This is a genomic window from Streptomyces sp. WG7, from assembly GCF_049975785.1.
Taxonomy (GTDB): domain Bacteria; phylum Actinomycetota; class Actinomycetes; order Streptomycetales; family Streptomycetaceae; genus Streptomyces.
In genome coordinates this window covers 90479-111764 of sequence record NZ_JBNGGE010000011.1, presented here as the reverse complement: position 1 = coordinate 111764, position 21286 = coordinate 90479, and the positions used below count along the sequence as shown (strand labels likewise).

General features: G+C 71.4%; 19 protein-coding genes and 2 pseudogenes. 4 read left to right on the top strand and 17 right to left on the bottom strand.

Annotated features, from left to right (window positions below):
• Positions 1–8 precede the first annotated feature (8 nt).
• Entirely contained in the window at positions 9–1319 is a 1311-nt protein-coding gene (locus tag ACP4J0_RS14550) for an ABC transporter substrate-binding protein (RefSeq protein WP_426599083.1), read from the bottom strand.
• 326 nt (positions 1320–1645) lie between these two features.
• On the opposite strand from ACP4J0_RS14550, the gene ACP4J0_RS14545 reads away from it, so the two are divergent.
• Positions 1646–2659, top strand: coding sequence for a LacI family DNA-binding transcriptional regulator (locus ACP4J0_RS14545; RefSeq protein WP_426599082.1), 1014 nt, complete (start codon positions 1646–1648; stop codon positions 2657–2659).
• 297 nt (positions 2660–2956) lie between these two features.
• Here the strand turns inward: ACP4J0_RS14545 and ACP4J0_RS14540 are convergent.
• The 5 genes and pseudogenes from ACP4J0_RS14540 to ACP4J0_RS14520 form a co-directional block, all read right to left on the bottom strand.
• Positions 2957–3094 (bottom strand): annotated as a pseudogene (locus tag ACP4J0_RS14540) (IS5/IS1182 family transposase); the annotation flags it as partial.
• A gap of 130 nt (positions 3095–3224) precedes the next feature.
• The gene (locus ACP4J0_RS14535; RefSeq protein ID WP_426599081.1) at positions 3225–3605 is read right to left on the bottom strand and encodes a VOC family protein; all 381 of its coding nucleotides are present in this window, start codon (positions 3603–3605) and stop codon (positions 3225–3227) included.
• 154 nt (positions 3606–3759) lie between these two features.
• Entirely contained in the window at positions 3760–5229 is a 1470-nt protein-coding gene (locus ACP4J0_RS14530; RefSeq protein ID WP_426599080.1) for an APC family permease, read from the bottom strand.
• Between the two features lie 5 nt (positions 5230–5234).
• Positions 5235–6794 (bottom strand): GMC family oxidoreductase, encoded by a 1560-nt coding sequence (locus tag ACP4J0_RS14525; protein WP_426599079.1) that lies wholly within the window; start codon positions 6792–6794, stop codon positions 5235–5237.
• Positions 6795–6823: 29 nt separating this feature from the next.
• Positions 6824–8290 (bottom strand): aldehyde dehydrogenase family protein, encoded by a 1467-nt coding sequence (locus tag ACP4J0_RS14520; protein ID WP_426599078.1) that lies wholly within the window; start codon positions 8288–8290, stop codon positions 6824–6826.
• 232 nt (positions 8291–8522) lie between these two features.
• Between ACP4J0_RS14520 and ACP4J0_RS14515 the strand changes: the two genes are divergently transcribed.
• The gene (locus ACP4J0_RS14515) at positions 8523–8717 is read left to right on the top strand and encodes a hypothetical protein (protein WP_426599077.1); all 195 of its coding nucleotides are present in this window, start codon (positions 8523–8525) and stop codon (positions 8715–8717) included.
• Positions 8718–9126: 409 nt separating this feature from the next.
• Here ACP4J0_RS14515 and ACP4J0_RS14510 read toward each other — a convergent pair whose 3' ends face one another.
• From ACP4J0_RS14510 to ACP4J0_RS14500, 3 genes and pseudogenes are all read right to left on the bottom strand, one after another.
• Positions 9127–9615 (bottom strand): DUF6083 domain-containing protein, encoded by a 489-nt coding sequence (locus ACP4J0_RS14510; RefSeq protein ID WP_426599076.1) that lies wholly within the window; start codon positions 9613–9615, stop codon positions 9127–9129.
• A 123-nt stretch (positions 9616–9738) separates the two neighbouring features.
• Positions 9739–10761 (bottom strand): amidinotransferase, encoded by a 1023-nt coding sequence (locus ACP4J0_RS14505; protein ID WP_426599075.1) that lies wholly within the window; start codon positions 10759–10761, stop codon positions 9739–9741.
• 200 nt (positions 10762–10961) lie between these two features.
• Positions 10962–11177 (bottom strand): annotated as a pseudogene (locus tag ACP4J0_RS14500) (phosphotransferase-like protein); the annotation flags it as partial.
• 93 nt (positions 11178–11270) lie between these two features.
• Here ACP4J0_RS14500 and ACP4J0_RS14495 point away from each other — a divergent pair.
• Positions 11271–11831: an N-acetyltransferase family protein gene (locus ACP4J0_RS14495; protein WP_426599074.1), complete on the top strand. Its 561-nt coding sequence runs from the start codon at positions 11271–11273 to the stop codon at positions 11829–11831.
• Positions 11832–11843: 12 nt separating this feature from the next.
• Here the strand turns inward: ACP4J0_RS14495 and ACP4J0_RS14490 are convergent, their stop codons facing one another.
• The 4 genes from ACP4J0_RS14490 to ACP4J0_RS14475 all read right to left on the bottom strand — a co-directional run bounded on the left by ACP4J0_RS14490 (position 11844) and on the right by ACP4J0_RS14475 (position 16769).
• Positions 11844–12614, bottom strand: a complete 771-nt coding sequence (locus ACP4J0_RS14490) for a class I SAM-dependent methyltransferase (RefSeq protein WP_426599073.1) — start codon at positions 12612–12614, stop codon at positions 11844–11846.
• A 92-nt stretch (positions 12615–12706) separates the two neighbouring features.
• A complete protein-coding gene (locus tag ACP4J0_RS14485; RefSeq protein ID WP_426599072.1) occupies positions 12707–13972 on the bottom strand; it encodes an aminotransferase class V-fold PLP-dependent enzyme in 1266 nt (421 codons plus the stop codon).
• Positions 13969–15306: a pyridoxal-phosphate dependent enzyme gene (locus tag ACP4J0_RS14480; protein ID WP_426599071.1), complete on the bottom strand. Its 1338-nt coding sequence runs from the start codon at positions 15304–15306 to the stop codon at positions 13969–13971. Before ACP4J0_RS14480 ends, ACP4J0_RS14485 begins: the two co-directional genes overlap by 4 nt.
• Positions 15303–16769, bottom strand: a complete 1467-nt coding sequence (locus tag ACP4J0_RS14475; protein WP_426599070.1) for a Y4yA family PLP-dependent enzyme — start codon at positions 16767–16769, stop codon at positions 15303–15305. The genes ACP4J0_RS14480 and ACP4J0_RS14475 overlap by 4 nt, the downstream gene beginning before the upstream one ends.
• A 391-nt stretch (positions 16770–17160) precedes the next feature.
• Between ACP4J0_RS14475 and ACP4J0_RS14470 the strand changes: the two genes are divergently transcribed.
• On the top strand, positions 17161–17505 hold the full coding sequence (locus ACP4J0_RS14470; protein ID WP_426599161.1) for a hypothetical protein: 345 nt from the start codon (positions 17161–17163) through the stop codon (positions 17503–17505).
• Positions 17506–17549: 44 nt separating this feature from the next.
• Here ACP4J0_RS14470 and ACP4J0_RS14465 read toward each other — a convergent pair whose 3' ends face one another.
• Genes ACP4J0_RS14465 through ACP4J0_RS14450 form a run of 4 tightly spaced genes read right to left on the bottom strand, consistent with a single transcriptional unit; the run spans position 17550 to position 21283 of the window.
• A complete protein-coding gene (locus tag ACP4J0_RS14465) occupies positions 17550–18272 on the bottom strand; it encodes a TSUP family transporter (RefSeq protein WP_426599069.1) in 723 nt (240 codons plus the stop codon).
• A complete protein-coding gene (locus ACP4J0_RS14460; RefSeq protein ID WP_426599068.1) occupies positions 18263–19315 on the bottom strand; it encodes an ABC transporter ATP-binding protein in 1053 nt (350 codons plus the stop codon). Before ACP4J0_RS14460 ends, ACP4J0_RS14465 begins: the two co-directional genes overlap by 10 nt.
• Positions 19308–20321, bottom strand: a complete 1014-nt coding sequence (locus ACP4J0_RS14455; RefSeq protein WP_426599067.1) for an ABC transporter ATP-binding protein — start codon at positions 20319–20321, stop codon at positions 19308–19310. Before ACP4J0_RS14455 ends, ACP4J0_RS14460 begins: the two co-directional genes overlap by 8 nt.
• A complete protein-coding gene (locus ACP4J0_RS14450) occupies positions 20318–21283 on the bottom strand; it encodes an ABC transporter permease (protein WP_426599066.1) in 966 nt (321 codons plus the stop codon). The genes ACP4J0_RS14455 and ACP4J0_RS14450 overlap by 4 nt, the downstream gene beginning before the upstream one ends.
• Between the last annotated feature and the right edge of the window lie 3 nt (positions 21284–21286).

Genomic DNA, 21286 nt, shown 5'->3' with positions numbered 1-21286 from the left:
GCGGTGGGTCAGCCGACCGCCTTCTCGATGCGCTCCGCGGTGGTCTCCCACGCCTCGTCACGCGCGGTGTCCTGCTGCTCGATCAGAGTCAGGCCCTGGGAGAAGAGGTCCTTGATCGCGCCGTCCTTGCGGCCGAGGATCTGCTTGTCCGGGATCTCCTGGGCGGCGGCACCGAAGATCTGGCCGATCGGCGCGTCGCTGAAGTACTCCGACTTGGCGTTCTTCACGTCGGGGTTGTCCAGCGCCTGGAGCGAGGACGGGATGTTGCCGATCTCCTTGAAGATGTGGGCCTGCTGCTCCGGCGCGGTCAGCCAGGCCACGAGCTTCTGGGCCTCTTCCTTCACCGGGCTCTGCTCGATCACACCGAGGAAGGAGCCGCCCCAGTTGGCGCCCTTGGGGGCCTTGGCGACGTCCCACTTGCCCTTGTTCGCCTCGCCGGCCTTCTCGCTGATGTGGCTGAGCATCCACGCCGGGCACACGGCGGTGGCGAACGTGCCGTTGGCCAGGCCCGGGTCCCAACCCGGCTGGAACTGGCGGAGCTCGGCCGTCAACTCGTCCTCCGCGGCGTCGGCGGCGAGGTTCCACGCCTCCTTGACGGCCGGGTTCTTGTCGTGGATCAGCTCGCCCTTGGCGTTGTAGTACTGCTCGGGGTAGCCGTAGACCATGGCGTTGAACAGGCCGCTGGCCGCGTCCATGTAGGCGACGTCGTCACCCTTGAAGCCCTTCTTGAAGGTGCGGCCCACCTCGACGTACTTCTTCCAGTCGCCCGCCCAGAGCTTGGCGACCTCCTCGCGGTCGGTGGGCAGGCCGGCCTTCTCGAAGTAGTCCTTGCGGTAACAGACGGCCATCGGGCCGATGTCGGTGCCCAGACCCAGCACCTTGCCGTCCTCGGTGCTGATCTGGGACTCCTTCCACGGCAGGAAGTGGTCGGTGCCCGATATCTTGGAGAAGTCGGCGAACTTGTCCGCCTGGGTCTCGGTGATCTCCTTGGCCCGGCCGATCTCGATGCCCTGGATGTCCTTCAGGCCCTTGCCCCCGGCGAGCCTGGTCTGCAGCGCGGTGTAGTACGTCTGCTCGTCACCGGCGATCTCGGCCTTGATGTCGACATCGGGGTTCTCCTTCTCGTACTGCTCGAGAAGGCCCGTCTCCTTGATGCCCATCACGCCGTACAGGCCCATGGTGATGGTGGTCTTGCCGTCCTTCTTGCCACCGCCGGTGGCCGAGTCGTCGCTGCTGCTGCAGCCGACGACGAGTGCCAGCGCGCCGACGGCCGCGGCCGTCGCCACCGCCTTCCTGCGCAACGAACCGAGAGTGCCCATGGATCTCCTCCTAGCGACGGCGCTGACACATCGGAGTGACGAGTTCTGCGATGACTACAGCGATGACTACAGCGATGACTACAACGGCTCTGAACAAGGTGGGCACGTGCCCAACTTTGGTGGGCACGTTCCCACCGGCGCATCGAAGACTCCTCGGGAGCGGGCCCATCTGTCAATAACTTGAACGCGACTTGTCGCCGGGCCCGAGGCCCGGCGTTCGCTTCCCGGACCCCGGGGGTTGCTCCGCCGACGGCGGGGTCTGCAAGAATTGCCGCAGGTCACCTCCGCGGTAGGCACCCCCGCCGCGGCTGCCGAGGGGGGAGTGCATGACCGGCAACCGCCGTCCCACGATCAAAACGGTCGCCGCCCGCGCCGGCGTCGGCCGCACCACGGTCTCCCGCGTCGTCAACGGCTCGGAGTTGGTCAGCGCCGACGCACGTGCCCGGGTCCTTGCGGCGATCAAGGAACTCAACTACGTTCCCAACTCTGTCGCCCGCGGTCTGGTGACCAACCGCACCAACGCCGTGGCCCTGGTGATCCCGGAATCGGAGAGCCGGCTCGGTTCGGAGCCGTTCTTCGCCGCACTGATCCGCGGCGTCAGCAGCGCACTCGCCGAGAGCCGGACCCAGCTGCAGCTGATGCTCGTCCGCGACCAGGCCGAGCGGGACCAGCTGACCGAGTCGGTGGCGACCCGCCGGGTGGACGGCGTCCTGCTGGTCTCCGTACACGCCGAGGACCGGCTGCCCGGCATGCTGGAGGAGATGGGCCTGCCCACCGTGCTGGCCGGCCGTCGCGACGCGGGCGAGCGGCTGAGCTACGTCAACTCCGACAACGCGGGCGGGGCGACCGCGGCGGTACGGCACCTGCTGGACAGCGGCAGGAGAAGGATCGCCACGATCACCGGCCCACTGGACATGGACGTGGGCCGCAGCCGGCTCGCCGGCTGGCGCGCCGCGCACGAGGAGGCCGGAACGGCCGCGAGGGAACTCCTGGTCGAGGCGGGTGACTTCACCGAGGAGGGCGGCCGTCACGCCATGCGTTTGCTTCTTGAACGCGCCCCGGATCTGGACGCCGTCTTCGCCGCCTCCGACCTCATGGCGGTGGGCGCGCTCGCCGAACTGCGCCGGCGGAAACGGCGCGTGCCCACAGACGTCGCCGTCGTCGGATTCGAGGATTCGGTCCTCGCCCGCCACACCGACCCTCCCCTGACGACGGTGCGTCAGCCGGTGGAGGAACTGGGCCGGACCATGGCCCGGATCCTCACCGACATCACACAGCACGGCGCGCCCCGGCAGCAGATGACGCTGCCGACGGAGCTGGTGGTGCGCGAGTCGTCCTGACACGCGGTCACCGCGGGGCCGGCGGGGGCGTCGGAGAAAGCTGCCGCTGCGCCCGTTCTCGCAGACCTGTCAGCGGAGCAGGGCCTCGAAGCGCACGGGTCGCCCTGCTTCGCCGAAGCCGCCGAGGCACGGGCACGAGCGACCGGCCCGCACCTCTGACGCGTTGTCGCCCGTCGAGCCGCGGCGACGAGCCCGAACGGCAGAGTTCCTCCGCGGCACCCGCGATGGCCATCGAGCCTCTTTCGACCTCATTCCCGGTGACGATGTGGGGCGGTGATGGACTCGATGCGTTCTTGGCAGAGCCGACGGCGTCCTTGGCGCCGGACAGCTCCCACGCCTTGCAGTCGTTGCGGTTGCCCGCGACTGGCCGGCCGACGGCGACGACGAGACGCGTGTCGGCGTCGATGACGAATGATGGTTGGTGGAGTACCGGTACTTCCAGCCCGCAAGCGGTTCGTCGAGGACGCCGTTGCGTTGGTGCGGTCAAGCGCCGGTCATGAAACTGAGTTCAAGGTGGGAGCCCTGGGATGCGTCCGACGGGTGCCGCAGCGCCGGCGCGGAACCGTCAGAGCGGATTGAGGCGGGCCTTGAGCAGGCAGAACTCATTGCCCTCAGGATCGGCGAGAACATGCCACTGTTCCTCGCCGGTCTGGCCGATGTCGGCCGGGCGCGCCCCGAGTTTCAGGAGGCGTTCGAGCTCGGCGTCCTGGTCGCGGTCGGTGGCGTTGACGTCGATGTGCAGCCGGGGCTTCCCCTGCTCCGGCTCGTCCCTGCGGCTGAGGATGATCGTGGGCTGCGGGCCGCCGAACCCTTCGCGCGGCCCGATCTCGAGGGTGCCGTCCTCTTCACGATCGAGCACCACGAAGTCCAGGACCTCGCACCAGAACCGTGCCAGTACCTCGGGGTCGCGGCAGCCGAGCACGAGCTCACTGATACGACATGCCATGGACGAAACCTACTCTCAGCGTGGGGACTTGCCGGGGGCCGCGCGGAGCCCGGGCTCCCGGCAGGGGACGCTCGAGACCGTACCGGCCGAGGCGAGCAGGCGCGAAGGTTTTTGGGTCCCGCAGCATCGCCGGCCGCGTCCCCGACCTCACGGGTCAGTGCACCTGGTCGGGGATCGCGTTGCCCGAAGGGGCGTCGCTGCGTCCGTAGTGGTGCGTGGTGAACATGTAGAGGAGGCCCACGGACACCACGACTCCCCCACCGAGCAGTACGATCCAGTTGTCGTACCAGGGGGCGTCGGGGGTCCGGGGCCAGGAGATGTTGACGATGGCGAAGATCCCGTAGGCGAGCGCCCCGGCGTTCACCGGCAGACCCCACCGGCCCAGCCGGTACTCGCCGCTCGGCTTCCAGCCCTTGAGCCGGGCTCGAAGAGCGGCCAGGACGACCATCTGGAACGCGGCGTAGATGCCCAGGATCGCGAAGGACACGATCTTGGTGAGGGCGTCCGTCGAGATCAGCGAGCCGAAGGCGATCAGCGCCGGGATGACCGCGGCGACCAGCAGCGCGTACTCGGGCACCGCGCGGGTCGGTGAGAACTTCCGCAGCAGCCGGTGGCCGATGATCATCTCGTCGCGGGCGTAGGAGTAGATGAGGCGGCCGGCAGCGGCCTGCAGACTGATCGTGCAGGAGAGGAAGGAGATGAGGACGACGGCCATCACCACCCGTGCGCCGGCCTCGCCGAGCGCGTCGAAGAGGACCCGGACGACCGGGTCGGTGTCCCTGCCGGAGATCACCGCGCGGTAGTCGACGACGGCCAGGAGCAGCGTCAGACAGGTGAAGGTCGCCGCCGCGCCACCGACGTAGATGGTGCGGCGCATCGCCTTGGGAATCACTCTGCCGGGGTGGGGCACCTCCTCGGCGACGTCCCCGCAGGCCTCGAAACCGTAGTACTGGTAGAAGCCGATGATGGCCGCCCCGAGGAAGACGGGCAGGTAGGAACCGTCGCCCGCGGCGCCGAAGTCGTCGAAGAGGACGCCCAGGCCGTGGAAGCGGTGCGTGGTCAGCAGGATGACGCCGACGACCAGGGCGCCGATCAGTTCCGCGCTGAAGCCGATCAGCGCCGCCCAGGAGAGGGCTTTCGTGCCGGCGTAGTTGATGAGCACGGCGACGACGATCAGCGCGATCGTACACAGCACGGTGGTGTGCACGGTGACGCGGAAACCGAGCAGGATGGCGATGTAGGGCCCGGCCCCGTAGGCGACGCTGGTGATCGTCACGAGCAGCGCCCACATGTAGACCCACCCGGTCATCCAGGCCCAGCGCCTGCCCCACAGCCGTCGCGCCCACGGATAGACCCCGCCCGCGATCGGATACTGCGCGACGACCTCGCCGAAGACCAGTGCGACGAGGAACTGCCCGCACCCCGCCATGACGAACGCCCAGATCATCGGGGGTCCGCCGTCGGCGAGTGCCGTGCCGAAGAGGGTGTAGGTACTCACCACCGGGGAGAGATAGGTGAAGCCGAGGGCGAAGTTCGCCCACGGGCCCATCTCCTTGCGGAACTCCGAGTCCTGCTGTCCGTGGCCCGCGGCCGCGGGGCCGCCGGGCGTTCCGGGAACGGTCACCGGGTCTACCCTTCCGTGGCCGGCGGCCGCGGGGCCGGACGGGCGGTGATGAGGTCCGCGGCGCGTTCGGCGGCGAGCAGCACGGTGACCATCGGGTTGACGGTCGGCATGGTGGGGAAGACGGACGCGTCCACGATCCGCAGCCCGTCGTGTCCGCGCAGCCGCAGCTGTGGGTCGAGCACCGCCAGCGGATCGTCCTCGGCGCCCATCCGGCAGGTCCCGGCCGGGTGGTAGACGGTGTGCGCGGCGCGGCGTCCGTACTCGGACAGGTCGGCGTCCGAGCGTACGTCCGGGCCCGGCGCCACCTCCCGCAGCAGCCACTCGTCGAGCGGCGCGGCGGATGCCACTTCGCGGGCGATCCGCAGGCCGTCGACGATCGTGCGCTCGTCGTGCCCGTCCGGGTCGGTGAAGTAGCGGAAGTCGAGGGCGGGTTTGACGTCCGGGTCCGCGCTGCGCAGCCACATGCGGCCGACGGAACGGGCGCGCGGCACGTTGGGGGTCATGCAGACGCCGTGCTCGGGGACGGGGTAGCCCAGCCGTTCGGTGTTCGTGGTGAACGGCACCTGGTAGAAGTGGAACATCAGGTCCGGGCGCGGGCCGCCCGCCGGGTCGCGGCGCAGGAAGAGGCCGGCGTCGGAGTCCATGGCCGAGTTGGGCGGCAGCGGTTCACGGGTCTCCCACACCATCACCGACTCGGGATGGTCCAGCAGGTTCTCGCCCACCCCGGGCAGGTCCGCGCGGACCTCGATGCCCAGGTCGCGCAGGTGGTCGGCCGGGCCGATGCCGGAGAGCATGAGCAGCCGGGGCGTGTCGATCGCTCCGGCGCACAGCAGCACCTCGGCGTCCGCCTCCAGCGTCGCGAGGGAGCCGTCGGGGTTGCGCACCTGGACGCGGGTGAAACGGCCCTCGCTGTCGGGCAGCAGCCGGTACGCCCAGGTCTCCAGGCGCAGCGTCAGGTTCGGTCGGTTCAGTACGGGGTGCAGGTAGGCGACGGAGGCGGAGGAGCGGGTGTTGGTCGCCGGGTCGTAGGCGAGGGAGAAGAAGCCGGCGCCGTCGGTGAAGGGGCGGGCGTTGAAGTCCTCGACGCGCTGGACGCCGAGCCGGGTGGTGGCGGCCGTGACGAAGTCCTCGGCGATCGCGTTGCGGTCGGCGGCACCGACGGGCACGATCGTGTTCTGCAGCCGTGTGCGGTACGGCAGGATCGTTTCCGGGCCCCAGCCGGCGCAGCCTCGCTCCACCCACTCGTCGAGGTCCTGCGGGAACGGCAGGAAGCTGATCAGCGTGTTGTGCGAGGAGCAGCCGCCGAGCACGCGGGCCCGGGAGTGCAGGATGTGCGAGTTGCCGCGCGGCTGTTCCTCGGTGGTGTAGCCGTAGTCGAACTCGGAGCCGAGCAGGTTGATCCAGTTGCGGAGCCGCAGGATGCGTTCGTCGCCGACATCGCTGGGGCCGCCCTCCACCACGCAGACACGGCAGGCGGGGTCCTCGCTCAGCCGTGCGGCCAGTACGCAGCCGGCGGTGCCTCCGCCGATGATCAGGTAGTCGTAGGTCGTCGTCTCGTCGTCCATGGCGTCGCCTTCTCTCTCGCCCTGCCCGCTCAGCCCTTGAACCAGCCGGAGGGGGCCGGCCGCAGGTTCTGGTAGATGTGCTTGGCCTCCTGGTACTCGCGCAGACCGGTGGGTCCCAGTTCCCGGCCGAAGCCGGACCGGCCGAAGCCGCCCCACTCGGCCTGGGGTACGTAGGGGTGGAAGTCGTTGATCCAGACCGTGCCGTGCCGCAGCCGGCCGGCGACCCGCTGGGCGCGGCTCGCGTCGTTCGTCCAGACGCCGCCGGCCAGGCCGTACCGGGTGTCGTTGGCCAGTTCCACGGCCTCGTCCTCGGTCCGGAAGCGTTCCACCGTGACGACCGGGCCGAAGACCTCCTCCTGCACGATGCGCATGGAGCGGTCGCAGTCGGCGTAGACGGTGGGCAGCAGGAAGAAGCCGCGGGACAGCTCGGGGTCGTCCGGGCGGCGGCCGCCGCAGACGAGCCGGGCGCCCTCTTCACGGGCGACCTCCAGATAGCCTTCGACCTTCTCCCGGTGCTGTGCCGAGCTGAGCGGTCCGCTCTCGGTCGACGGTTCGAGGCCGCTGCCGAGACGGATGGCCTGCGCGCGGGTGGCCAGCCGCTCCACGAACCGGTCGTGCAGGCTGTCCTCCACGAGCAGCCGCGAGCCGGCCGAGCAGACCTGCCCCGAGTGCAGGAACGAGGCTTCCAGCGCGTGGTCGACGGCGGCGTCGAAGTCGCAGTCGGCGAAGACCACGTTGGGGTTCTTGCCGCCGAGCTCCAGGGCGAGGTTCTTCACGCCCGGCGCGCACGCCTCCATGATCCGGCGCCCAGTGGCCAGGCCGCCGGTGAAGGAGACCAGGTCCACCTCGGGGTGGGCGGACATCGCCGCGCCCACGGTGTTGCCGGGGCCGAGTACGAGGTTCGCGACGCCGGGCGGCGCTCCCGCTTCCGCGATCAGCCGGATCATGTGGATCGTGGACAGCGGTGTCGTCTCGCTGGGCTTGAGGACGAAGGTGTTGCCCGCCGCCAGGGCGGGGGCGACTTTCCAGGAGGCCTGCAGCAGCGGGTAGTTCCACGGCGCGATGAGGGCGCAGACGCCGATGGGGTGGTAGGTGACCCGGCTGAGTACGTCGGGGCCGACGTCCACGACCCTGCCACCGTCCTTGTCGGCGATCTCGGCGAAGTAGCGGAAGGCGTTCGAGACGTCCTCGATGTCGATGCGTGCCTCGGCGAGCGTCTTGCCGGTGTCGAGGGTTTCGACGCGGGCGATCTCCTCCTGGTCGCGCAGGAGGAACCGCGACACCCTGAGGAGCACGTCGGCCCGCTCCCGGGTGGGTGCCGCCGGCCAGTCACCCCGGTCGAAGGCCTGCCGAGCGGCTCGTACGGCCCGGTCGACGTCGGCCTCGTCGGCGTCGTCCACCTGCTGGATGACGGACGCGTCGAACGGGTTGATCACGTCCCGGCGCGCGCCGTTCACGGCGCCCGTCCACTCGCCGTCGATGAACAGTTCCGGCATCGCAGGCTCCCTCGCTCGTACCCGGCCGCTGCCGACGTAGCTCACCGGCACGGCACACTTGGCACCAACATCGTCCGAGGGGCCCGCACCGGTCATGCGGACGCACCGGCCGCGGGAGGGTTGGGCGGGGATGTGACCTGGTTGGGCTAGCTGGTGCGTGACGCACGGGCACTGCGGGGTGGCGTGACGCACGGGCGCTGCCGGGGGGGGTGGGGCTTCGCCCGTTCTCGAGGTGGACGATGAGGCCGCCCTCGGCCATCCCCAGGAACTGCTCAAGTCGAGCCGGGAGGTCGTGCGGGTGCGAGGGCCGGTGGTGCTCGGACCGGAGCCGACGGTGGCACCGGTGCTCGCCTCGGCGCCCTCGCCGTTGGGGTCCGGGGCGGCGGACGCGTCACGGGCGCCGGTGTGCTGGGGCCCGGAGCCGTGAGTGGCGCCGTTCGGGCCCGTGGTGGAGTCGTCGCCGTGGCAGGCGGTGGGCGAGGGGCCGGCCGCTGCGCAAGGGCGAGCAGGGAGGTTCTCGACGCGAACGATCGCTCGGCGGGCCAGTACCGCTCACGCTTGCGCAGGAGCCCTACTGGACGCGAACGATGGCTCGGCGGGCCAGTACCGCTCACGCTGGCGCGGGAGCCCTACTGGTCACCAGGACGCGGCGGACCGGCCGGGGCGTACCGCTCGACCCGCCGCTCATGCACGGCCGTTGCGTACGAGACCGCCCGGCGGCGAGTGGCGGCCTCGCGATGTCCGCGCGAATGCCGCCCGCCGCACTGGCCGAACGCGGCTTCGGGTCCGCTGACGGGCGTGGAGGCGAAGACCGTCGTCCGCCTCTCGTGTCCGGGTCAGCCGGCGTCGGGCAGCGCCCCCGGGTAGCCGTCCTCGTCCGCCTGCCGCCGCGCCCGGCGCGCGTTCTCCTCGCGCACCGCGTCCAGCCACCGCCACGGTCGGGTCTCGTCCAGGGTGAGGCCGGGACAGGCGAGTTGGTGCGGGATGCGGCACGTGGTGCCGGGTGGCGGTTCGCTCAGACCGCCGTTCCAGGCCTGCCCACCGGGGTCGATGTGCCAGCGGTGCCCGCCCGGGACGAGGTGAGCGGGAATGGTCAGGAGGGGTTCGAGCAGGACGTGCTGACCGGTGTAGGTGAGACGGCGTTCGCCGGCCAGGCCGCAGTTCGGACAGACCGGCCGGGCCGGTGGTTCGGGCCCGGTGGCGCCGTCGTGGGCGGCCTGCCCCAGGTCGACGCTCTCCCATGGCCGTGGGGCGTCGGCGGGCGGCTGCCGGTGGCTGTCGGGGCCGGGTACCGGGAAGAGACTCGGTTCGTGTGTGTCCCCCATGGATGCGAGCGTGCGGCGAAGGTCGGGAGCGGGACAGGGCGCAGGACGGGCGCAACGGCAGCACGCGGGCGGGTCGTACGGGCGCGGGCCTTCCGGCACGGCCCGTACGGCCCGGCCGACCGCTCATGTGTCCAGCTCGCGGACGAGTGGATGGTGCGCGCAGCGGAAGCCGCCGGCGAACGCGGTCACCGCGTCGAAGGGGAGCGTGTGAACGGTGACGTCCCGCTCGGTCAGTGCTTCGGCGAGTCCGGTCAGACGTTCGTCGACGAGTACCTCGCCGGGACTCATGACGAGGCTGTTCCCCGCGAGGAGGTCCACGGCGGCCCGGAGGGTGACGTCGATCAGGTCCCAGTCGGCGACCGGCGCCGGAACGCCGTCGACGAACTGCTCACGGCAGACGACCGCCAGCCCCTCACGGACGGCCGTGAGGCCGTCGTCCAGATGGATCACCTGGTCGCTGATCGGCACCTCGTGGACGCGGTAGCCGTCCCCGAGCAGGCGCGCCAGCCACCGCGCGCCGTCCGCGTCGGACGCCGTTCCGCCCCGGCCTCGGCCGACGAGAACGTCCCGGCCGAGGACCATGACGTCGCCGCCCTCGAGGAAGGGTCCGGTCGCCGCTGCGACGTCGGGCACCGCTACTGGTGACGGTGGCGGCATCACCGAGTAGCGGGCGCCGCGGGACACCGCCTCAGCGAAGACGGGGCGCAGCCCGAAGCGCTCCTTGAAACGGGCCGGCAGCCGCAGGGCGGCCTCGATGACGTGGTCACCGACGACGATCATCGGGTCGCGGACGAACGTCTGCATGCTGAACCGGTCCCTGTCGCTCCCGTACACGCCCAGTTCGAGTTCGGTCAGCTCCCGCGGGCGGTGCACGACGACCCCGCGGCTGGTCAGGAAGCGGTCCAGTCCGTCGATCTGCTCGACGCTTCTCGCGTATCCCTCGGGGTCCGCGTCGGACCAGAGCCTTCCCGCCCAGCGCGGCAGTTCCCGCCGGGTCCGGCCAGGAAGGAATCGCAGGGAGTCCGGCAGACCCGCGGCGACTCCTTCCGGGATACGGAAGTCGATGACGCGGCCCACCACCGCCTCTTTGAGGACTCCCCATTCGTGGGTGACGTTGATGCGGTCGAACGGTTGGAATGCGGTCATGATCATGTGACTCCTCGCCCTGTTTACCAGTGAGCGGGCCGGGTCTCGAAGGTCTTCGACCTGCGGGTATACCCAGCGTTTCACGTGAAACCGGCCAGTACGTCATCGAAGAGGGGCAAAGGCCACCGGGCAGTTCGGGTGATCCGCCCCGCCGGTACCTCATCCCTGAGGCGGACCCGCAGCCGGGGCCGGTCCGGCGATCAGCCGACGTGGGCGGCGATGGCGCGGGCACAGACCGTCGATTCGGTGTGCGTCGCGTCCACCTCCAGGTCATGGAGCACCTCCTGGTGAACCATGTCCGCCTGCGACGCGGCCATCCCTGGACACGATCCATGGACGCGATCCCCTCGTGCGACCTCACGGCCCACCGCGACCGTGTGCTCACACCTGACACCGGCCCACAGCACCGGCGGACCGGCCCGGCGACTCCTCGTGCGAGGAGTCGCCGGGGGAAGAACCAGCGCATCATCGGGTCTTCGACGGGGGGCGGTTCCTGGCAAACTGACGGCGTGACAGCTCACAAGAGGGTGCCCGCACTCGCGTTCACGCAGATCGTCCGGGCCCAGGACGCCACCCCGGCCGTACGGCGGGATCTCACCGACTGCTGGACGGCGGTCGTCAATGCCGGAGGCGCGGTCATCCCCATGGACTGCCCGCTGCCCCCGGTGCCCTCGTCGGAGATCGAACCGGCGCTGGAGGCGATCGTCCAAGGGCTCGCTCCACAACGCAGCCGGATCCTCCTGGCCACCGTCGACGGCGCGCTCGCGGGCTGGGTACTCCTGCGCCGTGAGGCGCATCCGCTTGTGGCGCACTGTGCAACGGTGAACCATCTTCAGACTCACGTACCGTTCCGCGGCGTCGGCGTCGGCGCCGCGCTGATGCGCCGTCTCCCCGAGATCGCCCGGGACGAGATGGGCGTGGAGAGACTACGGCTCACCGCGCGGGCCGGTCTGGGTCTTGAGGACTTCTACCGCAAAGTCGGCTGGAACGAGGTCGGCCGATGGCCGGGCGCGCTGCGCGTGGCGCCCGGCGACGACCGTGACGAGATCCTGATGAGTCTCGCCCTGTGAACCGGCTCGGGTTCAGTCGCCCTTGACCGCCACCAGCACGGCGCTGTCGCCGAACTGCCAGACCGGCGCGACATGCCGGAAGCCGGCCCGGCGCAACAACTCCGCGTGGCGGTCCACCGCGAGATCCTCGCCGCCCCCGGCCCCCTCATGGGCCGCACGGCGCTGGGCACGCTCGGCGAACAGGTCGGCCAGTTCGGGATCCCGGGCCGCCGCGGTCCACCACTCCTGCCAGTCCTCGTGGGCGTGACCGCCCGTCCGCTCGGCGCGACGACGGCCCACGTACGCGGTGATGTCCGAGCAGGGCGCCTCGTCGGGCGGGAAGTGGTCGCCGTTGACGAGTACGCCACCAGGGCGCAGCAGCACGGCGAGGCGCCGGTACGTGTCCAGCAGGACCGGCTCGGGAAGATAGTGCAGTGCGGTCGTCGAGACGGCTGCGTCCAGGGGGCGTTCGAGTCCGAGGTCGTCGGTCCAGCCGTGGGCGCCGATCACGGTGTCGACGTAGCGGGCGGCGTCCGCGTGATGGGTCCGTCCCAGTTCCAGCAGCAGGGGATCCATGTCGGCTGCGACGATCTCCGCGTCCGGCAGGCGGTCGACGAGCCTGGCGGCCAGGGAGCCCGGTCCGCAGCCGAGGTCGAGCAGGAGCGGCCGGGAACGGCCGGCCGTGACGTGCTCGACGACATCCGTGATCACCGTGAACCGCTCCTCGCGGTCCACGGCGTAACGCTGCTGCTGCCGCTCCCAGCGCTCCACCCACGTCCTGGCCCCCGCCATGCTGATGCCCATCTGGTCGCGCCACCTCTTCCGTCTCTCACCCGTCGTGGACGCGACCGAATCTACAGGTGGAAACGGTTATCACTTGCCATACGTCACGCGCTTCACGCCAATGAGGCCAGTACGGTGAGCAGGCGGTCGATTTCCTCCACCGTGTTGTGGACGTGCAGGCTCACGCGCACCGACCCGTCCTTCTCGGCCGCACCGGCCTGGCAGAGGCTGTCGGCCCGCACCATGAAGCCGTGGCTGTAGAGGATGAACCCGAGGTCGTCGGAGGGGATGTCGTGATGCCGGAAGGTGACGATGCCGTGCCGGCGCTGCGCCGCGGGCAGTGCGGAGTCGGCGGCCAGACTGGTGGGACAGCCGAGGATCTCGTACGGGTCGAGGTGCCTCAGCCGGTCGGTCAGCCGGGTCGTGAGGCCGGCCGTCCAGCGGGCGATCCGGTCGGGACCCGCCGCGTCCAGCCAGTCGAGCGCGGCCCTCAGCGACACGATGCCCACCGTGTTGGGCGTCCCCTGCCAGCCGGCCGGCCGGAACTCGGGCCCCCGCGCGTTGCGCGCCCAGACCGCTCCCGAACCCGGCAGGGCCATCGCCTTGTGCCCCGAGAAGACCACGAAGTCGACGTCGAGGGCGGGATCGGCCAGGTCGACGGGCAGATGTCCGACGCTCTGGGCCGCGTCCAGGCAGATCGGCACGTCCGGGCCGACCGCAGCGCGGATGCGGTGCACGTTCATGTCGCCGCCGTAGACGTGGTGGACGTGCGTGGCGGCCACGAAACGCGTCCGCGGGCCGACGAGGCCGACGAGGGCCCGGTGGTCGTAGTCGCCGGAGACCGCCTGGTACGGCAAGGCCCGTACGTGTACGTCGACGCCGCGGGCGGCCAGCAGCCGCTGCGTCTCGAGCCAGGGGTCCAGGTTGGCCCGGTGGTCGGCGAACGGCACGAGGATCTCGTCGCCGTCGGTGAGGTACGGCACCAGCCAGTCGCGGGCGACGGTGCGCAGGCCCTCGGTGGTGCCGCTGGTGAAGTGGACGGTGGAGCGGTCCGGTTCCGGATCGCGGAGGAACTCCTTGACCCGCTCCCGGGTCCCCTCCACCAGCTCCGTCGTCCGGTTGGCCCAGGGGTAGGTGCCGCGGCCCGCGTTGGCGTTCGACGTCGTGAGGTAGGTCTGGACGGCGTCCAGTACGGCTCGCGGCTTCTGGGACGTCGCCGCGCTGTCGAGGTAGGCCGACTCCGGATGTGCGGTGACGATGGGGAACTGTTCCCTCAGCTCCCGTTGCCAGGCCGCGTCCCGGCCCCTGTCGTCCCGGCTCTTCTCGTCGTGACCCTTCTCGTCGTGTCCCGCCCCAGGGAGCGGCTGGGCGGCGCTCATTCGCGCACCAGCGGTGCGCCCGCGTCCCGCCAGGCGACGATTCCGCCGGTCAGGCTGCGCACGTCGGGGTGCCCCCTGCGCGCCAGCAGGGCGGCGTAGCGCAGTGACTTCTCGCCGACGGGGCAGGCCAGCAGCACCGGCGTCCGCTTGCTGAAGGGAAGCCCGCCGCGGACGAGTTCCTCGAACAGTTCGTCGACGATGTTGACCGAGCCCTCGATGTGCAGGGCGGCGTAGGCGTGCGGGCTGCGCAGATCGACGACGAGCGGTCGGGGGTCCCCCTCCGTGATCCAGCGACGGGCCTCGTCCACGGCCACGGACCGGGCGCCCGCCCGTATCTCCTCGTCGGTGAGCGCCGAGGGGGTGGGCCCGCGGTTCGCCCTGCCCAGCAGCTCGGGGCGGCGTGCGCGCACGTAACTCAGATAGCTCTCCGCACGGTCGCACACGATGAACACCGCGGTCTCACGCCGCCCCGAGCCCTCCAGGGCCGCGTCGGCGTCCCGCAGGTGCCGTACCGCGCCCTGGTAGGCGGCGCCCCCGGTCGGTCCGGTCAGCAGTCCGCAACGGCGGATGAGGGTGAGCATGCCGTCGATGGCCTCGTCCGACGTGACGGACTCGATGGTCTCGTACGTCACCGGATCGAACAGGCCGACCTGGTGGACCTCGTCGATCGTGCGGATGCCGGGGATGAAGTCCGACTTGTGGGCGACCAGGCCGACTACCCGCACATCCGGGTCGTGCTCGCGCAGCACCCTGGCCACACCGGTCGACGAACCGGCCGTACCCACGCACGCGACGAACCAGTCCGGGGCCCGCCCGTCCAGGTCCTTGACTATCTCGGGCCCGGTGCCCTCCGCGTGCGCCTCGACATTGCGCGGGTTGAAGTACTGGTCGGTGTGCAGGTAGGCGCTCCCCGGCTCCGTGAGCGCCTGGTGGAAGTGGGTCAGCGGATCGTCGGTGTCGGTCGGGTCGAGGCATTCGCTGCGGCCCGGCAGCTCTTCGATCTCGGCGCCGAGGAGCAGGAGCAGCTCCTTGATCTCCGGTACGCGCATCCGGTTGGTGACGCTCTTGAACCTCAGTCCGTGCATGCCGGCCAGCAGGGCGAGGGCCTTGGCCGTGTTGCCACTGGAGAGTTCGACGACCGTCCCCTCCCCGTCGGCCGCGCCCGCCAGGTGGGGGCGGGCCATGTGCCAGGCGGGCCGGTCCTTGACGGAGCCGAAGGGGTTGAGCATCTCCAGCTTGGCGTAGAGGTCGATGTTGCGCAGCCCGTGCACGGCGGGGTCGATGCGCACCAGCGGTGTGTTGCCGATGGCCTCCGTGATGCTGTCGTACCTCATGCGGGCGTTCCCCCCGGGTGTGTGATCGGCCAGTAGTCCTCGTCCAGGCACCAGCGCCAGGAGTCGCCCTCCTTCTCCACCGCCACCGTCCGCGCGAGGGGCTGGCGCTGCGCGTGGTGGGCGTGGAAGTCCATGGCGTACCCGGCGGTGTTGGCGAAGGCCAACAGGTCGCCGGCGCGCGGCAGCCTGGGGAGGAATACCAGGCGGCGGGTGATCAGATCGGCTTCCAGGCAGAGATTGCCGACGAGGTGGACGCCGACCGGCCCTTCGTCGTCCTTCCCGGGTTCGCCGTGCGGCAGCAGTACGGGGTCCACGAGGACTCCGTGCTCCTCCAGGCTCACGTCACCGGCGTTCATCCCGAGGCGCACCAGGTAGGAGGCCGGGCCCTCGTCGGTGCGGCGCACGTCCAGCACCCGGGCGAGCGACAGCCCGCACTGGTCGACCAGGGAGCGGCCGGGTTCGATGTGGAGGTCGTGGAGGTGCTCCAGGAGCAGGGTTCCCGGCCCCCGGCCCAGCACCGGCGCGGGGAGCGAGAGGAGCTCGTCGAGGTAGCCGGGGCCCGCGTTGGGACGGTGGCCGGGGTACAGGGCCAGGGCCCCGCGGACCGTACCGCCCTCGTTGCGCAGCCCGTAGCCGTGACCGCGCCAGGTCAGGGGCGGGCGTCCGCCGAGGACCGCCTCGCTGAGCGCGGTCGTCCAGCGTTCCCACTCCTCGGCGTCGGCGACGTAGCCGACGCCGAACCCGCCGCCGATGTCGATGGCACGCGGTGCCAGGCCTCGTGCCCGGCAGGTGTCCATGAGCAGCACGCACTGCTCCAGGGCGCGGCCCTTCTCTTCGAGGCCGGTGGTGTCCAGGTGGTAGGCGAGGCCCGTCAGTGCGACGGCGTCCGCGTGCCGCTCCACGGCCGCGAGGAGCGCCTCCACGTCCCGCACCGGGGTGCCGAAACGGCTGCGGCGCGACAGCATGCGGGTGCCCGTCCCCCCGTGGCCGGCCGTCGACTCGAAGCCCGACAGGCGCACCAGGACGTCCACCCGGCCGAGCCCGTACTCCCGTACCAGGCCGGCGAGTTGTTCCAGCTCGCGCAGCGAGTCCAGGTTCACCGTCGCTCCCACGCGGGCCGCCAGCCACAGGAACTCGGGATCCTTGGGGCCGGTGGCCATGACGCGATCCCCGGTGAAGCCGCAGCTCAGGGCGTGCCGCAGTTCGGCCAGCGAGGCGACGTCGACACCGACGGCGACCGGATCCTCTGCCGCCAGCCTCCGCAGCAGGGCGCTGGAGCGGTTCGCCTTGTGCGCGAAGTACACCCGCCCGGCGAGATGGTGGCGCCGGTAGACGGCACGGAAGCGTTCCGCGTTCGCGGCGACGGTCTCGGGGAGCAGCACGTTGAGCGGAGACCCGAGCGCATCCACGAGCGAGTGCAGAAATGGGGCGGCCCCCAGCAGTGAGGCGAGGGGTTGATCCACCCGCGGCCTCAGGTATAAGGGCACATCCACGAAAGACCCCTCCCCGTGTCGGCCGACCGTCGTTGCGACGACCGTTCGGGAGTAGTCGTTTCCAGGTACACGCGCCGCTAAGCCTCGAGGTGCGGCCGGGGACGGGACGGCCCGCTTCCGCCGTCACCGGCCGGCTCGGTGCCCGGAGCGCGGCGTACGCCTTTGTCGGCGAAGGCCTCCGGCCCCGTCGTCGGCATCGTCACCGACTGCCCCCGTCCCTCACCCGGCGCTGACCTGGGCCACCAGAAGTCACCGCGTTGACACACACCGCCATCGGGCGTTGACTACCAGTACGGCGCAGAGCCATGCCGCCCCGGGAAACCCGGTGATCCCAAGCAACCCAGGAAAGCGGCTTACGATGATGTACGACCAGGCACGCGCACAGCAGCCGTCGGACCGGCCCGCGCACCGCCCCGAGCACCACTTCGCGGCACCGGACCCGCTCCTGTCGCCGGACGAGCGGGACGCGGTCCTGCTGCGCCTGCGCCAGGCCATCAACGCCTTCGCCGAGACTCCGCGTCAAGCGCTCGAAGAGGCGGAGGGCGCCTTCGACGACGCGGTCGCCCATCTCGTGAACGCCCTCGCGGAACGACGCCGTGCCCTTCACGACAGCTGGCAGGACCGGGACGCCGCGGCGCAGGCCGAGGAACTCCGGCTCGCGTTGCGGCAGTACCGGGACGTCACGCAACGGCTGCTGCGCACGTAGCGGCCCGTCCGGGCGGGACCCGACGCCGCCCCCGTTTCACCCGGTCAGACGAACTGCCGCACCACCAGCACCACGGCCCCCGCGACCGCGAGCGCCGTGGCCGCCGTGCGTGTCCGACGTACGTTCAGCCGACGGGTCAGCGGCCCGGCGGCCAGGACACCGGCCACAGCGGCGGGGACGAGCAGTACGGTGCCGCGCAGCGCGTGTGAGCCGACCGTGCCGGCCGCCGTCAGCGCGGCGAGGCTCATCAGCGAGCCGGCGAGGAAGAAGGCGCTCATCGTGGCGCGCAGCTCCGGGCCGCTCAGCCGCTGCCACACCATCGCCATGGGCGGGCCGCCGATGGACGTCGCCGTGCCCATCAGGCCCGAGGCCATTCCCGCCAGGACCACCGAGGAGCGCCGTCGCCGCGGTACAAAGCCCGCCGCGTTCACCGCGACGCCGGCGAGGATCACCGCGGCGACGAGGAGCGCCAGGTACCGGGCGGGCAGGGCCACCACGAGCAGTGCGCCCATCAGCACTCCCGGAAGCCGGCCGACGAGTGCCCATCCGCAGCCGCGCAGGTCCGCCCGGCCGCGTTCGCGTACCAGTACCGTCGCCGTCACCCCGGAGGCGAGCAGCAGGACGGCCGTGGGGGCGAGGGACGGATCCACGAGGGAGAAGACCGGTGCGGCGAGCATGCCCAGGCCGAAGCCGACGGAGACCTGGAGCAGCGCGCCGACCCCCACCGTGAGCGAGAGCAGGACGAACTCCGGACCGGTCAGGCCCACGCGGACTCCGCGTCCAGCGGGAAGTGGCACAGCGCCGTGTGGGGCCCGGACCCGTCCGTCGTCTCCCGCACGGCGACCGGCGGTGCCTCGGTCGCGCACCGGTCCTCGGCGTGCCGGCACCGGGTGCGGAAGCGGCACCCGGAGGGGATGTCGAAGGGCGAGGGGACCTCCCCCTGGAGCTGGATCTCCTGGTGACGGGCGCCGCGGCTGGTGTTCAGGACGGGTGCGGCCGACATGAGTGCCGCCGTGTAGGGGTGCTGAGGGCGTTCGAAGACGTTCTCCGTGTCGCCGTGTTCGATGACCTTGCCCAGGTACATCACCGTCACCCGGTCGGAGATGTAGCGCACCACGGACAGGTCGTGGGAGATGAACAGGTAGGTGACCCCGAGGCGCTCGCGCAGGTCGGAGAGGACGTTCAGGACCTGCGCCTGTACCGACAGGTCGAGGGCGGAGACGGGCTCGTCGCACACGATGAGGTCGGGGTCGAGGGCCAGTGCGCGGGCGATGCCGATGCGCTGGCGCTGCCCGCCGGAGAACTCGTTGGGATAGCGGTGGGCGTCGCTCTCCCGCAGCCCGACCAGGGACAGCAGTTCGCGGATCCGCTTCTCGCGGGCCTTCGTGCCCGGCACGACGTCCCGGTGGGTGCGCCAGGGTTCGCCGATCAGGTCGGCGGCCGACATGCGGGCGTTGAGCGAGGCGAAGGGGTCCTGGAAGACCATCTGCACTCGGCGGCGCCAGGCCAGCAGTTCCTTGCCGCGCAGGGCGAAGGGGTCGGTTCCGTCGAACCGTACGGTGCCCGCGTCCGGCCGCTCCAGCCCGAGCAGGACGCGGGCCAGGGTGGATTTGCCGCACCCCGACTCGCCGACGAGCCCGAGGGTCTGACCGCGGCCGATCCGTACGTCCACCCCGTCCAGGGCGGTCAGCCGGCGCCGGCCGCTGCCGAAGGTCTTGGTGACCCCTCGGACCTCCAGCAGCGGTGGGTGCTCCTGCGGACCGCCCGCTCGGGGCCCGGGGCCGGCGGCGGTGGCGCGGGCGTCAGACACGGTCGAGCTCCTCGGAGAAGTGGCAGGCGGCGAAACGCCCCTCGCCCGACGGGCGCAGGAACGGCCGTTCCCGGACACAGCGCTCCCGCACCAGCGGGCAACGTGCCTGGAAGACGCAGCCGGGCGGCACCGCGCCCAGCTCGGGCGGACTGCCGGGAACCGCGGGCAACGGGCGCCCGCGCACGCTGTCCTCCGGGACCGAGTCGAGCAGTCCACGGGTGTAGGGGTGGCGGGGAGCGGAGAAGACGTCGTGCACCGGTCCGTTCTCCACGACGGTGCCGGCGTACATCACGACGACGTCGTCGGCGCGCTGGGCGACCACGGCCAGGTCGTGGGTGATCAGGACGACGGCCATGTCCCGCTCGTCCTGGAGGTCCCGGAGCAGCCGCATGATCTGCGCCTGTACGGTCACGTCGAGGGCAGTGGTGGGTTCGTCGGCGATGAGCACGTCGGGGGCGAGCGCGACGGCCATGGCGATGAGCAGGCGCTGCCGCATGCCGCCGGAGAACTGGTGGGGGTAGGAGCGGGCCCGCTGCCTCGGCTCGGGGATGCCCACCCGCGCCATCAGCTCGATCGCCTTCTCCCGGGCCTGGCGCCGGGTGAGGCCGCGGTGGATGCGGAAGGGCTCGCCGAGCTGCCGGCCCACCGGCTGCACCGGGTTGAGTGCGGTCAGGGCGTCCTGGAAGACGATCGACAGGACGGGGCCGGCCAGCCTGCGGCGTGCCGCCGGGCTCATGCGGAGCGTGTCGTCGCCCCTGACCCGTACGGCCCCGCCGGTCACCGCCGCCGCGGGGTCCAGCAGCCCGACCACGGAGAGTGCGGTCATCGACTTGCCGCAGCCGGACTCGCCGAGGAGGGCCAGGGTGCGGCCGCGGCGGACGCTGAAGCCGACGCCGTCGACGGCGCGTACCGTCCCGGAAGGTGTACGCAGGTCCACGCACAGTCCCTCGACTTCGAGGGCCGGGGTGTCCCTGCCGGACGGGGCGGGGCCGGTGGCGGTCGTCACGGGATCATCTCCGGGGGTACGGCGGCCGAGGCGGCCCGGCGCTTCCTGGGCAGCGTCAGGCGCCAGCGCTGGGCGGGGTCGGTGGCGATGCGGGCCCAGGCGGCGAGCACGGTGGCGGACACCGTCGTGAGGACGATGGCGAGCCCCGGCAGCACGGTGATCCACCAGGCGGTCTGGAGGTACTGCCGTCCCTGGGCGACCATCAGGCCCCAGCTGACGTCGGGGGGCTGGATGCCGATGCCGAGGAAGCTCAGCGACGACTCGGTGAGCATCACGAAGCAGAAGTCGAGGGTGGCGACCGTCAGCAGCGTCGGCAGGGCGATCGGCAGGATGTGCCGGTAGATGATCATTCGGCTGGGGGTGCCGAAGGTGCGGGCCGCGTCGACGAACAGCCGGCTGCGCAGCTCCGCCGCCTCCGCCCGCGCGGTGCGCAGGTACACCGGGATACGGGTCACGGCCAGGATCAGCACGAGGTTCAGGGCGCTGGGCGAGAAGACGTACAGCACGACCACCGCGATCAGCAGCGAGGGAAAGCTGAGGATCACGTCGGCGACCCGCATGGCCACGCTCTCGCGGCGTCCTCCGTGGTACCCCGCCCACAGACCGAGGGCCGAGCCGATCGTGAGGGAGCACAGCACGGCCGGGACGGCGACGGAGAGGGTCGTGGCGGCCGCCTCGATCAGCCTGGCCACCATGCTGCGCCCCAGGACGTCGGTGCCGAGCAGCCCGTACACGCCGTCGCTCAGGGACGGTGCCCGCAGTGAGGCGTCCAGGTCCTGCCGCTGTGCCCGGTCGCCGATGAACAGCCGGCCGAGGAGGGCCACCAGGGCGACCACGGTGAGGACGACGGCACCGACGGCCGCGGCCCGGTCCCGGCGCAGCATCCGCCACCTGCTCGGCCGCGCGTCGCGGGCGGAGGCGGCCTCGGCCGCTTCCGCGGCGGAGGGTTCTTCTCGGGGCATCGT